This window comes from Porticoccus sp., assembly GCA_023261185.1.
GTDB lineage: Bacteria > Pseudomonadota > Gammaproteobacteria > Pseudomonadales > Porticoccaceae > Porticoccus > Porticoccus litoralis.
Map to the genome: position 1 here is coordinate 1 of JALRJN010000037.1, position 15,227 is coordinate 15,227.

16 protein-coding genes and 1 tRNA gene are annotated in these 15,227 nt (G+C 51.9%); 14 read left to right on the forward strand and 3 right to left on the reverse strand.

Going from position 1 to position 15,227, the window contains the following annotated elements; genetic code table 11:
* Positions 1-59: 59 nt before the first annotated feature.
* Together ACYZYZ_RS03045 and rne are read right to left on the reverse strand one after the other, a co-directional pair.
* Positions 60-147: transfer RNA gene (locus ACYZYZ_RS03045), tRNA-Ser, on the reverse strand.
* Between the two features lie 146 nt (positions 148-293).
* A complete protein-coding gene (gene rne, locus ACYZYZ_RS03050) occupies positions 294-3,407 on the reverse strand; it encodes a ribonuclease E (RefSeq protein ID WP_461483212.1) in 3,114 nt (1,037 codons plus the stop codon).
* 709 nt (positions 3,408-4,116) lie between these two features.
* Here rne and rluC point away from each other — a divergent pair.
* Positions 4,117-5,064, forward strand: a complete 948-nt coding sequence (rluC, locus tag ACYZYZ_RS03055) for a 23S rRNA pseudouridine(955/2504/2580) synthase RluC (RefSeq protein WP_461483213.1) — start codon at positions 4,117-4,119, stop codon at positions 5,062-5,064.
* A gap of 3 nt (positions 5,065-5,067) precedes the next feature.
* Positions 5,068-5,736, forward strand: coding sequence for an HAD family hydrolase (locus ACYZYZ_RS03060; protein ID WP_461483214.1), 669 nt, complete (start codon positions 5,068-5,070; stop codon positions 5,734-5,736).
* Positions 5,737-5,738: 2 nt separating this feature from the next.
* On the opposite strand, the gene ACYZYZ_RS03065 is transcribed toward ACYZYZ_RS03060, so the two are convergent.
* Positions 5,739-6,317 (reverse strand): Maf family protein, encoded by a 579-nt coding sequence (locus ACYZYZ_RS03065; protein WP_305168942.1) that lies wholly within the window; start codon positions 6,315-6,317, stop codon positions 5,739-5,741.
* Positions 6,318-6,471: 154 nt separating this feature from the next.
* Here ACYZYZ_RS03065 and ACYZYZ_RS03070 point away from each other — a divergent pair, with 154 nt between their 5' ends.
* The 12 genes from ACYZYZ_RS03070 (at position 6,472) to ACYZYZ_RS03125 (ending at position 15,207) form a co-directional block, all read left to right on the forward strand.
* A complete protein-coding gene (locus ACYZYZ_RS03070; protein ID WP_305168941.1) occupies positions 6,472-7,011 on the forward strand; it encodes a YceD family protein in 540 nt (179 codons plus the stop codon).
* 33 nt (positions 7,012-7,044) lie between these two features.
* Positions 7,045-7,224 carry a 50S ribosomal protein L32 gene (rpmF, locus tag ACYZYZ_RS03075; protein ID WP_305168940.1) on the forward strand — a complete coding sequence of 60 codons (180 nt, stop codon included), beginning with the start codon at positions 7,045-7,047 and terminating at the stop codon, positions 7,222-7,224.
* Between the two features lie 25 nt (positions 7,225-7,249).
* Positions 7,250-8,287 (forward strand): phosphate acyltransferase PlsX, encoded by a 1,038-nt coding sequence (plsX, locus tag ACYZYZ_RS03080; RefSeq protein ID WP_461483215.1) that lies wholly within the window; start codon positions 7,250-7,252, stop codon positions 8,285-8,287.
* Positions 8,277-9,212, forward strand: coding sequence for an ACP S-malonyltransferase (fabD, locus tag ACYZYZ_RS03085; protein ID WP_305168938.1), 936 nt, complete (start codon positions 8,277-8,279; stop codon positions 9,210-9,212). The genes plsX and fabD overlap by 11 nt, the downstream gene beginning before the upstream one ends.
* Before the next feature lie 31 nt (positions 9,213-9,243).
* Entirely contained in the window at positions 9,244-9,987 is a 744-nt protein-coding gene (fabG, locus tag ACYZYZ_RS03090; protein ID WP_305168937.1) for a 3-oxoacyl-ACP reductase FabG, read from the forward strand.
* Between the two features lie 172 nt (positions 9,988-10,159).
* A complete protein-coding gene (acpP, locus tag ACYZYZ_RS03095; RefSeq protein ID WP_305168936.1) occupies positions 10,160-10,396 on the forward strand; it encodes an acyl carrier protein in 237 nt (78 codons plus the stop codon).
* A 91-nt stretch (positions 10,397-10,487) separates the two neighbouring features.
* The gene (gene pabC / locus ACYZYZ_RS03100) at positions 10,488-11,333 is read left to right on the forward strand and encodes an aminodeoxychorismate lyase (protein ID WP_305168935.1); all 846 of its coding nucleotides are present in this window, start codon (positions 10,488-10,490) and stop codon (positions 11,331-11,333) included.
* Positions 11,318-12,346 (forward strand): endolytic transglycosylase MltG, encoded by a 1,029-nt coding sequence (gene mltG, locus ACYZYZ_RS03105; protein ID WP_305168934.1) that lies wholly within the window; start codon positions 11,318-11,320, stop codon positions 12,344-12,346. Before pabC ends, mltG begins: the two co-directional genes overlap by 16 nt.
* Before the next feature lie 18 nt (positions 12,347-12,364).
* Positions 12,365-13,006 (forward strand): dTMP kinase, encoded by a 642-nt coding sequence (gene tmk / locus ACYZYZ_RS03110; RefSeq protein ID WP_305168933.1) that lies wholly within the window; start codon positions 12,365-12,367, stop codon positions 13,004-13,006.
* The gene (locus ACYZYZ_RS03115; RefSeq protein ID WP_305168932.1) at positions 12,999-13,946 is read left to right on the forward strand and encodes a DNA polymerase III subunit delta'; all 948 of its coding nucleotides are present in this window, start codon (positions 12,999-13,001) and stop codon (positions 13,944-13,946) included. The genes tmk and ACYZYZ_RS03115 overlap by 8 nt, the downstream gene beginning before the upstream one ends.
* Positions 13,947-14,055: 109 nt before the next feature.
* Positions 14,056-14,409: a PilZ domain-containing protein gene (locus tag ACYZYZ_RS03120; protein WP_461483225.1), complete on the forward strand. Its 354-nt coding sequence runs from the start codon at positions 14,056-14,058 to the stop codon at positions 14,407-14,409.
* Positions 14,410-14,433: 24 nt separating this feature from the next.
* Positions 14,434-15,207, forward strand: a complete 774-nt coding sequence (locus ACYZYZ_RS03125; RefSeq protein WP_461483216.1) for a TatD family hydrolase — start codon at positions 14,434-14,436, stop codon at positions 15,205-15,207.
* The last annotated feature ends 20 nt before the right edge of the window (positions 15,208-15,227 follow it).

Here is a 15,227-nt window from a genome sequence, read left to right on the forward strand (position 1 = left end):
CGCCTGTCGTTATTTATACTCAAAAAAAAACCCCTGCATGACAAGGGCTTTTTAAAATATGGCGGAGGGGCAGGGATTCGAACCCTGGGTACCTCTCGATACGCCGGTTTTCAAGACCGGTGCTTTCGACCACTCAGCCACCCCTCCTGTAACTTTTTTTAATGTGGCTTCGTATTCAGGAAATAGCGAAGTTCACGTTCGGTTTATCCGCAATGGATCCGCCCCGAAAAGTGCGGCAGATTATACAGTGGATTACCCTCTGTTCAAGGGTGAATCCACTGACATTTCTGATGTTAGGCGCCCTGGCTGCCGCTTTGGGATAGGTCATCCCCATTAGTATTATCAGTCTCAGCTGGCTCCTTTGATTGAGCCGGTGCAGATTTGGCTCTAGGGTCGTTGGCAGCTCTCGGGTGCTGGCTGACAGGTAGCGCAACTGGGGACGGTTTTGACGTATCCAAAGGCTGTGGCGATGGCTTGGTGCTGATGTCGGTGACAATCTTGACAGCTTGCACTGGTTGCGGACGAATTCTTGGGTCATTGCCAGCACGTTTCAATCCCGATGCTGGTTGGGGCTCAGGTTCGTTTGTCGCCACAGTGGTGTCGGTTTTAGCTTCATCTGAGGGCTCAGTAGTCTCGGCTAGATTGTCTTGTACTCCAACCGCAGCTACTGATTCCGCTATGGGCCTTTCCTCTACATCAACAATAGGCGTTTCTTCTGCTTGCGTCTCTGTTTCCAATTGAACATTTGCAGATTCAGTTGTTTCCAGCGCATGTTCGGAGGCGATATCTTCTTCTGATACAGGGCTGTCGACAGTATTGGTTTCTACTTCTGATTCGTCCGTTATGGCCTCTGCTTCTATGGCTGGGACTATCTCGGCTGATGTCTGTGCACTTGTGGAAGGTTGTTCAGAAGCAGTTGCTTCTTCAGTTGCAGGCGTTGGCTGTAATTCCTGTGACACCGGTGTTGTCTCAGGAGTTTCTTCCGCCGTTGAGGGCGCGTCCTCAGCAACGACTACAGGCTCTTCGGCAATGCTTGAAGGCTCTTTTTCTGTTGATAGCTCCACATTCGCTGAAGGTGCCTTATTTGCTGAAGGCTCCACCTTCGAGGAAAGAGCTTCTTGCGCCGATGACTCTTCAGATGTCGCAGGCTTTGTAGCTTTGGCTTTGTCCGTTTCTACCACGTCAGCGTCAGTATCAACATTGGCAATGGTGAAAACTTCTGTCTGGGTTTCCTGGGGCTTGGGAGATTCAGTTTCAGCCTGCTTCCTGGGCGAAACTGCCTCAACGGCCGCTGGATCTGCTTCTGTAGCCTGGTTATCGATTCCGGCTGCGCTCAGCAGTTCAGCAGGCACTTCCCGTCTGGGCCTACGTTGGCGCGGGTTGCGGCGTTTGTCACCTTCGCGGCGAGGAGGGCGATTGTCCGTGGTAGTTTCAGCGGCTGAAGTCTCGATAGTCTCGGGAACTGCTTCCTGTTCGGGACGAGGTTTCCGTGGTTGTTGCTCGCGGCGATTTTTTTGCTCTTCACGGTTTTGCTGGCTGTCACGTTGGTCCCCTTTCGCATTAGAGCGATTGCGGCTGCGTCCGTTGCGGCGGTCATCCTGCCGACGGCTGCGGCCCTGGGGTCTTCTATCGTCCCGGCCACCATCACGACCACGGCGGGATTGGTCGGTCTTCTTCGCTGGAGCTTTTTGCTCTTCACTGCCAAACAATAGGGCAATCAGACGCTTCAGAAGTCCCGGTTTTTCCTTGTTCTGTGGTTTGCGCTTGGCAACCGGTTTTTCTGTTGGCATAGGCGCTGGTTGAGACGGCGTTGGCGTCTTGACTGCCGGTTGCAGAGCCGGTGGGACAGGTTGCACGAGCTCTTGCTCGTGGCTGTGTAGTTCTTCGTTGTGAGCGCTGGCCAGACGGTAGCTATACTCAGTAGTTACGCCATCCTGTTCGCGAATACGCTGAACTTCAAAGTGGGGTGTTTCCAGCTGCTCGCTGGGGAGTACTACAATTTTTGCGCTATGGCGTTTTTCAATCTCGAAGATTTCCTTGCGCTTCTCATTAAGCAGAAACGTCGCTACTGAAACTGGCGTTATGGCACGTATCTCTGCACTGAATTCCTTTTGTGCCTCTTCTTCCACCAGGCGCAGGATCGATAGTGCCAGTGAGCGTGTACCTCGGATGGTACCCTGACCAAGACACCGGGGGCAGAGTTTGGAAGTTGTTTCTTCCAGAGAGGGCCTAAGGCGTTGGCGGGACATTTCCAGCAGGCCAAAACGGGAAATACGACCTACCTGAACCCGTGCGCGGTCTAGTTCCAGGGCATCGCGCATGCGATTTTCCACTTCCCGCTGATTTTTGGTGGAAGTCATGTCGATAAAATCAATCACGACCAGTCCGCCCATGTCTCTCAGGCGTAGTTGCCTGGCAACTTCATCGGCGGCTTCCAGGTTGGTTCTCAGGGCAGTTTCTTCAATATCACCACCACGGGTTGCCCTGGAAGAGTTGATATCAATGGATACCAGTGCCTCAGTTACATCGATCACAATGGAACCGCCAGATGGCAGCTTCACTTCCCGCTCAAAAGCCGTCTCGATTTGGTTTTCAATCTGATAGCGGTTAAACAGGGGCAGGGAGTCTTCGTAAAATTTGACCCGGCTTTCAAAGTTGGGCATCACCTGTTTGATAAAGGCCGATGCAAGCTCGAAGGCTTCGCGGTTGTCGACGATGACCTCGCCGACATCCTGGCGCAGGTAGTCCCGAACCGCGCGAATGATGACATTGCTTTCCTGAAACAGAAAATGGGGCGCTTTGGCCTTGTTGGCTTCTTCATAGATGGTTCCCCACAGTTGCAACAGGTAATCGAGATCCCATTGCAGTTCTTCAGAAGAGCGACCGATACCGGCAGTGCGTACAATAACACCCATGCCCTGTGGTGTTTTCAGGTCTCGCATGGCGGCTTTCAATTCTGAACGCTCATCACCCTCAATACGGCGTGAGATACCGCCAGCACGGGGGTTGTTTGGCATTAGCACCATGTATCGACCGGCCAGGCTTATAAAGGTTGTTAAGGCGGCCCCTTTGTTACCACGCTCTTCCTTGTCGACCTGAACCACAACTTCAGTGCCTTCCTTGACCACATCCTGAATTTTGATGCGGCCTTCTACGTCGGACGGCTTTTTGGTGAAGTATTCGCGGGAGATTTCTTTCAGGGGAAGGAAGCCGTGGCGTTCAGCGCCGTAATCGACAAAAGCGGCTTCGAGGCTGGGTTCTACTCGGGTGATTTTACCTTTGTAGATATTGGCCTTGCGTTGTTCTCTGGTGCGGTTTTCCAGATCGAGGTCGTAGAGGCGTTGTCCGTCGACCAGTGCCACCCTCAGCTCTTCAGGCTGGGAGGCGTTTATCAGCATACGTTTCATTCAGTTTTCCTAATGTCTTGCGCATCACAAGCAACAGGAGTACCGCTGAAACATGAACAGCACACGTACAAAAGCTAGGCAAAAGGTATCGAAATTAGTTAAATAACTAATTAATTTAGTTGTATAACTTATTGATTCTAAAAGTATTGCCTTTATCAGTCACTAAATCTGTCCGGGGTTGCCTTCAAGGGTTGGTTCTGATCGTTTTGTCGCCAAGTGTCCAGGGAAGGCAAGACTATATCCAATCAAGTCTAGAGCTGTCGTTCTACTTATCCGTGCCTCTTTTGTGTGTTGGGCTGGGATGCGACAGCTTGTCTTGCGCTACCATTTGAACAGAACTTTCGTTCAAGTTTCTTTGTTCGGTTACTGCTGCGCTATCAGCGCGGGTTTCTCAGTGACAGCTGCAATCATCTGTCAGCAGCCGTCGGAATTAATCCAATTAATAAGTAGGGGGCTTTCGCCGCGTTAAATCGGGGGGTAATAAAACCTTTCCCAACCGGGTGAGGCCACTTGTTTCCTAGCGTGCCCGGTGATACCGAAATTAACGAAGGGCGAATATAACAGGTATGCGTAGTGTCATCAATTTATGTCCATGAAATGTGAACATAATCTTATGATTCTGGGTATGTTTTCAGGTTTTATCCGATGTTGGTGTACCCAATAAGCTGTGCTGATAGAATAGCGGGTCTTATGTTAATGCCGCCCTCTTATGCCTGAAGTTAATAGCAAACCTGTTGCCGTACAAATGCTTGAAATCACCGAGCATCATGCGGGGCAGCGTGTCGACAATTTCTTGCTGACTTATCTCAAAGGGGTTCCGAAATCCAGGGTATACCGTATTTTGCGCAAAGGGGAGGTGCGAGTTAATCGCTCCAGGATCAAGGCGGATTATCGCCTTCAGGTGGGTGATCAGGTACGAATTCCGCCAATCCGGGTTGCAGAACGCGAGGCTCCACCCGGGCCAAGCCCTCGGTTACAGCAATTGTTGGAGGGCAGTATCCTTTTTGAAGATGACAGCATGCTGGTCATTAATAAGCCCGCGGGACTGGCTGTTCACGGTGGTAGTGGGGTCAGTCTTGGCCTCATCGAGTCATTGCGAGCCGCACGGCCTGATCAGCCATTTCTGGAATTGGTGCATCGTCTCGACAGAGAAACCTCCGGTTGTCTGATGGTTGCCAAAAAACGCTCGGCGCTTCGACACTTGCAGGATGAAATGCGGGATGGGCGTGTCAAAAAGGTGTATCAGGCGCTGGTATGTGGCCGCTGGCCCAAAGGTATGAAGCGCGTTGACGTTCCTCTTCGAAAAAATGAGCTTAAATCTGGTGAGCGGGTCGTCAGAGTCGATGGTGAAGGCAAAGCGTCTGTAACGCACTTTGCGGTGTTGGAGCGATTTGATCGCCACACTCTGATGGAGGCGACGCTGGAGACCGGTAGAACCCATCAGATCAGGGTTCACAGCCAATTTGCCGGTTGTCCGCTGGCCGGGGATGACAAGTATGGTGATGAGGAGTGTAACCGGCAGCTGCGACAGTCGGGCCTGAAACGCATGTTTTTACACGCCATGAAATTGCAGTTTAAGGGCCCGGATGGACAAAAGCTCAGTATCGAGGCTCCACTACCGGAAGAGCTTAGTCATGTGTTGGTGCGGTTGAGGTAGTTCATGGCGAAATTGCTGGTATTTGACTGGGATGGAACGCTGTGTGACTCCCTGTCTCGTATTGTGACTTGTATCTGTCTCGCCGCTGAAGAGACAGGTTTGCCGGCTCCGCACCATGATGCGGCACGGGACATTGTCGGCCTCGGCCTGGTGGATGCTTTGGAAACGCTTTTTCCAGGGATTGACCGTGAACATATTCTTACTATGAGAGACAGCTATTCTCGCCATTTTGCTGAACAGGACAGAGAGCCATCTCCCTTTTTTGATGGGGTGATGGAGACGCTGGAGTTATTGCACGAGCAGGGTTACGTACTCACTGTGGCTACCGGGAAGAGTCGCCGGGGACTGGACCGCGTGTTGAAGGCCAGAGGATTGAATGACTTTTTTCATGGCAGTCGCTGTGCTGACGAAACTGCCGGCAAGCCCGACCCAAAGATGTTGCTGGAGCTGATGAGTGAATTCCAGACTCCGCCCGAGCAAACGATCATGGTTGGTGATACGGAGTTTGACCTTGCTATGGCTGTCAGTGCCGGTGTGCCGCGGATTGCTGTGAGCTACGGTGCTCATCACCCTGATCGGTTGCAGAAATACCAGCCGTTGGCCTGTATTGACCAGTTTTCGCTAATCGATGATGTTGTAAATATATATAAAAAACAAATTTATAAAATATAAATCTAAAGTAATTTATAGTTTTCGTTGCGTAGCATCTGGCAGAGCCGAATCAGCGGTAGCCCAATTAAAGCGGTGGGGTCGCTGCTATGGATTGCGTCAAAAAGGGTGATCCCCAGCCCCTCACTGCGAAAACTGCCAGCGCAGCTGTAAGGCTCATCACGTTCCAGATAGGCACAGATTTCTTCCTCTTTAAGCATCCTGAACACCACATCGGTGGTGATGATGTCGACTTGGCTGCTACCGTTGGCACTATTAAGCAGTGCCAGACCGGTAAGGAAACGTACCTTTTGTCCGGATTGTCTCCGTAGTTGTTGTTGAGCAGCGGCGAAGTTTCCGGGCTTGGTAAGTATGTAGTCATCAATGATGGCAACTTGGTCGGAGCCAATAATCAGGTTGTCTGGATATAGGGTGCTGATAGCGCGCGCCTTGCTCTCCGACAGTCTGCGCACCATGGTGTCAGGTGTTTCTCCGGGTAGCCGTCGTTCGTCGATATCCGGAGCATGTGCAGTATAGGGTAGGCACAGGCGGTCAAGCAGGCTTTTACGGTAGCTTGAAGAGGACGCAAGAATTAGTTGTTGCAAGGGGGCTCCTGTCTCTAGTGGTAACTTTTTTGGCATTCCCTTAGGGATGCTTTTTGAAGGTTTTTGCCGGGTTCTATAAATGATCTCTGACACCCCTGATCTGAAGGAATTTTTCTTTGACAGATCAAAGTGATATCACTATTATGGCGCGCCTATGACGACACCCCCTCAGAGAAGTCAATTGCCTAGGATTCTGGATCCCAGACGCTTGGCCAATCAGGGCGAAGTCTTGTCGGGGCAGGTATCTGCCGCGCATTGTGAAAGATTACGGGATGCCGTGCTGGCTATCAACGTTCCCATTCAAGCTGAGCTCGTGTTTGAGCTGGCTGAGCAGGGACGAAAAGTGGTAGCAGGGCATGTGGATGCGACAGTAGAAGTGGCTTGTCAGCGCTGCCTACAGCCGATGACGCTTCCTCTTACTGTCGATTTCCGGCTCGGTATTGTGTGGTCCGAAGAGGAAGCGAAATCACTTCCCAAGGATCTGGACCCGTGGGTGGTAGAGCAAGAGACTGCGGATTTGTCCGCGATGGTTGAGGATGAGCTGTTACTGGCATTGCCCTTTGTAACGTACCATCCACAAGATACCTGCCAGGCTGAAACACATGTTTCAGCTATGGAAGAACCGGGGGCTTCCGAGAAAGAAAACCCTTTTAGTATTCTGGAGCAACTGAAGAACAGTGGCCCCGACAATTAACAGATAACAGACAGTTTTTATCAGGAGTATAAAATGGCCGTTCAACAGAACCGTAAAACCCGTTCCAAGCGTGGCATGCGTCGTTCACATGATGCGTTGACTGGACCCACTTTGTCCGTTGATCCGGTCAGTGGTGAAAAGCACCGTCGTCACCACGTTTCAGCTGATGGTTTCTACCGCGGTAAGAAAGTCGTAGCTTCTGCCGAAGACTAATCCCCGCTGACCTGAACGTATTTTTTTGGCTGACTCTCGCTGTCTCGCCATTGACGCCATGGGCGGGGATTTCGGTCCCCGCATCACGGTCCCCGCATCTCTCGATATACTTCGCCAGCACCCTTATCTGAAGGTTGTTCTCTGTGGCGATCAAAAACACATCCAGCCCTTTTTAAACGCCGACAAAGAAAGTTTTGCCGGGCGACTGAGTGTGCTCCATTGCGAACAGTCTGTTGCCATGGATGAAAAGCCGGGCAGCGCCCTGCGCAATAAACGCGAATCCTCCATGTGGAAAGCGGTAGCGTTGGTCAAAGATGGCACGGCTCAGGCCTGTGTGAGCGCCGGAAATACCGGTGCGCTGATGGCAATCTCGCTGTTTCAACTGGGAACCTTGTCTGGCATCAGTCGTCCAGCAATCTGTACACGGGTGCCGACCAGCCGTGGTTATACCTATTTGCTCGACCTGGGGGCTAATCTTGAGTGTACCTCCCGCCAATTGTACGAATTTGCGTTGATGTCGTCTCTGGCTGCGATCTCGCCTTCAACAAACGCTCCCTCGGTGGGTTTATTGAACATCGGTGTTGAAGCCATAAAAGGTCGGCAGGAAATACTCGATGCTGCCGAATTGTTGCAGGCGGACTCCAGTATCAACTACATCGGTTTTGTTGAAGGTGATGCCTTGTTCTCCGGTGTTGCAGATATCGTGGTCTGTGACGGCTTCAGTGGCAATGTGGCACTAAAAACCGGTGAAGGTGTGGCGAAAATGATACAGGGTCTGTTGCGTCAGACACTGTCTGAGAGCCTGCTGGCTAGACTGGGGGCTCTGCTGATGAAACCGGCACTGAAACGCCTGATTAATCAGGTGGACCCAGCCCAATATAATGGTGCAAGTCTGTTGGGCTTGCGCGGAGTGGTGGTTAAAAGTCATGGCGGGGCTTCTGTTGAGGGCTTTGCCAAGGCTGTGGAAGTGGCTTTAGTCGAAGTTGAAAAAGACCTGCCGATTCTGATTGAGAGTCGGTTGGCTGATAAGAGTAATCAATCAGAGGTATTCGATGAAAAATAATCTCGCATTTGTCTTTCCCGGACAGGGATCCCAAAAACTGGGCATGTTGGCAGAGCTTGCCGACAAATACCCCGTTGTCGGTGAAACCTTTGCCGAAGCATCTGAAGTGCTTGGCTACGATCTCTGGGACCTGGTGCAAAACGGCACCCAGGAAGAGATAACCCTGACCGAGCGCACCCAGCCACTGTTGCTGACCGCCAGTGTTGCGGTATGGCGTATCTGGCAACAGGAGAAGGGAGCCCAGCCCGCCCTGATGGCCGGCCACAGCCTTGGTGAGTGGTCTGCGCTGGTTTGCTCCGGCGTAGTGGCTTTCCCAGACGCTGTACGTCTGGTGCGCAATCGTGGTGCTTATATGCAGGATGCCGTGGCACCAGGTGAAGGTGCGATGGCAGCCATCATTGGTCTGGACGATGACAAGATCAAAGCGGTCTGCGAGGAGGCCTGCCAGGGAGAAGAAGTTGCTGCAGTCAACTTTAACTCTCCCGGTCAGGTCGTGATTGCGGGGAATGCTGCGGCTGTTGAGCGCGCCATCGAAGGCTGTAAATCGGCGGGAGCCAAAAGGGCGATGCCTTTGCCGGTTAGTGCACCTTTCCATACCAATCTGATGAAGCCTGCTGCAGATCGTCTGGCCAGTGAAATTCTTGCCACCGAGTTTTCTGCTCCGCAGGTGCTGGTTGTACACAATGTCCACGCCCAAACAGAGAGCGACCCGGAAAAGATTAAGCAGCTGATGATTGAGCAAATTACCGCCCCAGTGCTCTGGGTGGACTGTGTCAACACCCTCACTGCAAGTGGTATTGATACCCTGGTGGAATGTGGGGCCGGCAAGGTTCTCAGTGGCCTTGCTAAAAGGATTGAACGTTCATTAAACAGCTATGCTACAGAAGACTGTGGTTGTCTCGAAGAGGCATTGGCCGCAGTTTAACTGCGGTGGTGTTTAGAAAAAGGAGAGGAAGATGAGTTTGCAGGACAAAATTGCGTTGGTCACAGGGGCCAGTCGTGGTATCGGGGCAGCAATTTCCGACAGTCTGGGAGCCCAGGGGGCTATTGTGATAGGAACAGCAACCTCCGAATCGGGCGCAGAAAAGATTTCGGCGCGCTTTGCGGAGAAAGGTATTAAAGGTGCCGGTATGGTGCTTGACGTGGCCAGTCAGGAGTCGGTAGATAACCTGATCAACACGATTACCGAGACTTACGGTGCGCCGTTGATTCTAGTGAACAATGCCGGTATCACCAAGGATAATCTGCTGATGCGCATGAAAGATGATGAGTGGTTTGATGTCATCGACACAAACCTCAACTCCATCTATCGCTTGAGCAAGGCCTGTCTGAGGGGTATGACCAAGGCCCGCTGGGGTCGAATAGTCAATATCAGCTCTGTGGTGGGCGCGATGGGCAATGTGGGTCAAACCAATTACTGTGCCACCAAAGCCGGTGTGGGCGGATTTACCCGCTCTCTGGCCAAGGAGCTGGGGCCACGCAACATTACTGTAAATGCCGTATCCCCGGGGTTTATTGACACGGATATGACCAAAGAGCTCGCAGAAGCTCAACGGGAGGCCATCCTCTCCCAGGTACCCCTGAATCGCCTGGGCGAGCCGGAAGAAATTGCGGCCGTGGTGGACTTTCTGGTGGGAGAGGGTGGGGCCTATGTCACCGGCGAGAATATCCACGTCAATGGTGGGTTGTATATGGCCTAATTCACTGTATTTGCAGTGAATATCAGGATTTTATTGAAAGCGGTTACAGCGTGCAGTATTTGAGGTAAAATGCGCGCCTGACATGCCGTCAATAACAGATTTCTTGTTGTGGGGTGGTTTTTAAAGGGCCGGGCAACAGAATACTTTCTTAATACAGGAGAGAATAAATATCATGAGCAGCATTGAAGAACGCGTAGCCAAAATGGTTGCAGAACAACTGGGCGTTAAAGAAGAAGACGTTAAGCCGGAGTCTTCTTTTGTTGAAGATTTGGGCGCGGACTCTTTGGATACCGTTGAACTGATCATGGCTTTGGAAGAGGAATTCGATACTGAAATTCCCGATGAAGAAGCTGAGAAGATTGCCACAGTCCAAAACGCGATTGATTACATCAACGCCAACCTTGGCTAATGCTGCTGGGTTGTTGACTGATAAAAGCCGCTCCATCGCGAGCGGCTTTTTTATTTCTAATATTTTTTGACTGGTCGAACTGATTCATACCATGAGTGCAGTTGAAGGCTTTTGCCTGGTTAACGGTCAATGGTCGGATGTTATTCCGGCAAGGGATCGTGGGCTGGCCTACGGCCATGGCATTTTTGAGACCATTCGACTCAGTGACGGTAAGCTGCTGATGTCAGAATTGCATCTCGAACGCCTAAAACGTGGTGCAGAACGACTTTCCATACCGGTTGATTCAACCATAGTCCAGTCCTACCTCGAGATGCTGCTCAGTCGCTGCCCAGATCATGGCGTGGTGAAAGTGATATGCACCGCAGGCGAGGGAGCGAGAGGCTACCGAACGTATCCCCAAACCCCACCAAATTTCATTGTGCACTGGGGGCCTCCGCCCGACTATCCCAATCATTGGGTTACGGAAGGGATTTCAGCGATGGTCTGCGAACAGCGCCTGGCCAGTTTCCCGAGGTTAGCAGGTATTAAACACCTCAACCGCCTGGAACAGGTGCTGGCCCGCATGGAGTGGCAGGATCAGTTTCAGGAGGGTCTGATGCGGGATAATGAGGGCCATATTATCGAGGGAACAATGACCAATCTGTTCTGTTTTCGTGATGGTGGCTGGTTAACCCCAAGTCTGAAAAGCTGCGGTGTGGCAGGGGTGATGCGTCAGTACCTTATGGATAAGCTGATGCCAGCCATGAATTGTCCTGTACGCGAATCACAGTTAAGCCTGGAAAGTCTTTCTGGTATGGAAGAGTTGTTTGTCTGTAACTCTATAGCCGGTATCTGGCCAGTACGGCATATCGCTGATGTGGGTCAATGGAAGCCGGGTAAGGCTACCAAAGCCGTTTCCAGTGCTTTATCAGAGAACTTTGCATGTTTCAGCGCTTAAGTAAGGTCCTCGTTGTTTTTTTCTGTGTCTCGGCGGCTATTCTGTTAGCAGCCAACTGGTGGCTGACGGATTATCTGGAAAGCCCACTCAAGCTCAACCGCTCGTTGTCCATCAAAGTCCCTGCAGGAACGTCGTTGACGGTGCAGGCGAAACAGATGGAAAAAGAGGGGCTGCTTAAATGGCCCGAGGTGTTAACACTCTACGGGCGCCTCAGTGGTCAGACGGGAATCAAGGCGGGGGAATACCTCTTACAGCCCGGAGTCACTCCCCGCGATCTGCTGGCAAAGTGGGTTGCTGGGGACGTCATACAGTACAGTCTTACCTTTCCTGAAGGGTTAAAGTTTTCTGACTGGCTGTCATTGCTGGGCAATATCGAAAAGCTGGATCATGTGCTCACACCAGGTAATCAGCAGCAAATACTGGAACAGCTGGGCCTGGAGATCAGTCACCCGGAAGGATGGTTCTTTCCGGATACCTACAGTTACAGCGAGGGAGAGACCGACCGGGATATCCTGCTGCGGGCATACCGGCGTATGCAGGACGTGTTGGCAGAGGAGTGGAACAATCGATCGCCTGATCTTCCTTACGATGCCCCCTATGAAGCGCTGATAATGGCATCCATTATCGAAAAAGAAACGGGTGTGCCTGAAGAACGGGGCCAAATTGCGGGGGTATTTACGCGACGTTTGCAGAAAGGCATGCGCCTGCAAACAGATCCGACTGTGATTTACGGATTGGGTGATGCCTACAAAGGGAATATCCGTCGCAAACACCTGCGTCAGCACAGCGACTATAACACTTACCTGATTAAGGGGCTGCCACCAACGCCCATTGCCATGCCGGGCCGTGGGGCAATTCACGCGGCCCTGCATCCCGAAGATGGCGATAGCCTGTTTTTTGTGGCCAAGGGTGATGGCAGCCATTATTTTTCTGCTACCCTCAAGGAACATCAGGAAGCGGTGCGCGAGTACCAGTTACAGCGTCGCTCAGACTATCGTTCACAACCCAAATAAGGAAACTGCGGCCTCCGTATGCGTGCTCTAAAACCACAATTTATCACCGTAGAGGGTGGTGAGGGTGTCGGTAAAACCACCAATATTGCGTTTATTCGGAAATGGCTGGAACAGCAGGGCCTCGATTACGTCGCGACACGAGAACCGGGTGGTACGCCACTGGCAGAGGAAATTCGTGGTTTACTGGTTAATCCTCGGGAAGAAGTCGTTGATGAAAATACGGAGTTGCTGCTGATGTTTGCTGCGCGTGCACAGCACCTATCCCAGGTCATCAGACCAGCCATGAATGCTGGGAAGTGGGTACTTTGCGACCGTTTTACCGATGCGACGTACGCCTATCAGGGTGGCGGGCGTGGAATGGCCGTAGAAAAAATTGCGCAGCTGGAAACCCTGGTACAGGGCAGTCTGCGACCAGATTTGACCTTGTTGCTGGATATCGGCGTTGAGCAGGGCATGGCCAGAGCCAGTGAGAGGGGAGCGCCAGATCGTTTTGAGCAGGAGAAGCTGGCATTTTTTCATGCGGTCAGGGATTGCTATCTTGCCAGAGCAGCTGCAGAGCCGCGCCGGTACCGAATTATTGATGCCTCCCAACCGTTGTCTCAGGTTCAGAGCGCCATTGGGGAAGCACTGGAAGCATTTGTAGACGCTATTCATGACTGACAACGCGATAACTCCATCGTTAATGCACTATCCCTGGCAGAAAGCTCAATGGCAGATGCTGGACGATCTGGCAGAGCGCGAGCGGTTACCACATGCGCTGCTTCTGGCCGGCCCGGAGTTTGTGGGCAAACAGCAGTTTGCCACTGCGTTATCGGCGAGACTGATCTGTGATTTCCCCCTGGCGGGATTTGCCTGTGGCAATTGCAAACAATGCCTGTTGTTCAAGGCGGGGAGTCACCCGGATTTTTTGCGGGTAGAGCCTGAGGACTCTGGCAAGGCCATCCGTATTGATCCGGTGAGGGAGCTTGGTCAGTTTCTGGGTAAAACAGCGATGCAGGGTGGCCGCAAGGTGGTGGTCATCAACCCTGCTGAAGCCATGAATCAGAGTGCGGCAAATGCCTTGCTCAAGAATCTGGAAGAGCCAGCCCGCGATACCTATATTCTTCTCGTCAGCCATGAACTGTCCCGGTTGCCGGCTACGGTGAGAAGTCGCTGTCGCAAAGTGACTTTTCCCCTGCCTTCCCATGATGAATCAAGCCGCTGGTTAGCACAGGTGACGGCCAAATCAGAAGGGCTTGCTGAGTTGATGGAGTATGCGGCCGACCGACCACTTTTAGCGTTGCGGTTTCTGGAGTCGGACCTGCTCCAGCAACGCCAGGCATTTGAGCAGCTGCTCGACAAGGTTAGCTCCGGAGCTATTAAGCCTCTGTCAGCGGCAGAGCAATGCGTGAACACTCCGTCAGTGATGGCTGTGGACTGGCTATATAACCGGGTCTCGATGGCCATCAAGTCAGGTCAGCTGGGGTCAGAGCAGGTGATGTCCTTTCGCTTTCTCGATAAGCTGGTACAGGTCAAAAAGCGACTTTTCAGCACGGCCAACCCCAATATCAATCTACTCTGGGAGGAGTTAATGCTCGATTGGCAGCATCTTTCCAGATAATGGTGTTGAATATCCACATGTTTTGAACTTGCGACGTTTTTAACAAACTGGAACGCCCGGTTCAGCATATAGTACACTAAGCAAAATTCGGCTCGGGTCTGTTATGAATATGGAAGCATTTGGCGGCAGTGTCAGAAATGGTATTCTGAATTTAGCCATCAAAGATGAACATGCTCTTTACTCGTGTTATATGCCATTTGTCAAAAATGGCGGTCTGTTTATTTCAACTCGGAAAAACTATTCATTGGGTGATGAGGTTTTTATTCTGCTGGACCTGATGGATGAGCCGGAACGTATTCCTTTGACCGGGCGGGTGGTTTGGATAACACCAAAAGGTATGGGCGCGAGTCGTAAGGAAGGTGTTGGCATCCAACTGAATGAGCGCCATAGCGCGATTATCGATAAATTCGAGACCTATCTGGCGGGGCTGCTTGAGTCAGGTAAACCCACCAATACCATGTAATACGACTTAAATTGCTGTCCTGCTGTGCTCGTTGACTCCCATTGTCATCTGGATCATCTCGATCTTTCCGATTATCAGAACTCTCTGGACCGGTTACTTGATACCGCCAGGCAGCGTGGTGTAACACAATTTCTTTCCGTAGGTGTCGACTTGCCAAGTTCATCTCGCCTGGTAGAGCTCGCACAAACCCGTGACGATATGCTGGTCTCCGTTGGAGTTCACCCTTTACAAAGGGAGTTGCCGCCGTTGCCAGAGGTTACCGAGTTGCTGTCGCTGGGCAGTCAGCCGGGTGTTGTGGCCATCGGTGAAACCGGGCTCGATAATTATTACGATAAAGATAATGCGGAGTGGCAGGAGCAAAGTTTTATCAGTCACCTGCAGGCAGGCGCTCAGCTCAGAAAACCGGTAATCGTCCATACCCGTGAGGCCAGAGCGCAGACCATGGCCATTTTGCGTGATTATGCCAGCACCTCGTCGGGTGGTGTTATCCACTGCTTCACAGAAAACTGGGACATGGCGAAGGCCGCCATGGACCTGAACTTTATGATCTCATTCTCTGGAATTATTACGTTTCGCAACGCCTCAGCATTGCGCGAAGTGGTGAAAAAAGTCCCTCTTGAGAACATGTTGGTGGAAACCGATGCGCCATGGCTGGCGCCGGTTCCTTACCGGGGCAAGCAGAATGAGCCCAAGTACGTGGTTGAGGTGGCTAAGGCCGTGGCCGAGATTAAAGGTGTTGGGTGGCAGCAGGTTGCAGAGGTGACAACCGCCAACTTCCAGCGACTGTTTTTGCCTTGAATGTATAAAGGCCGTTCAGG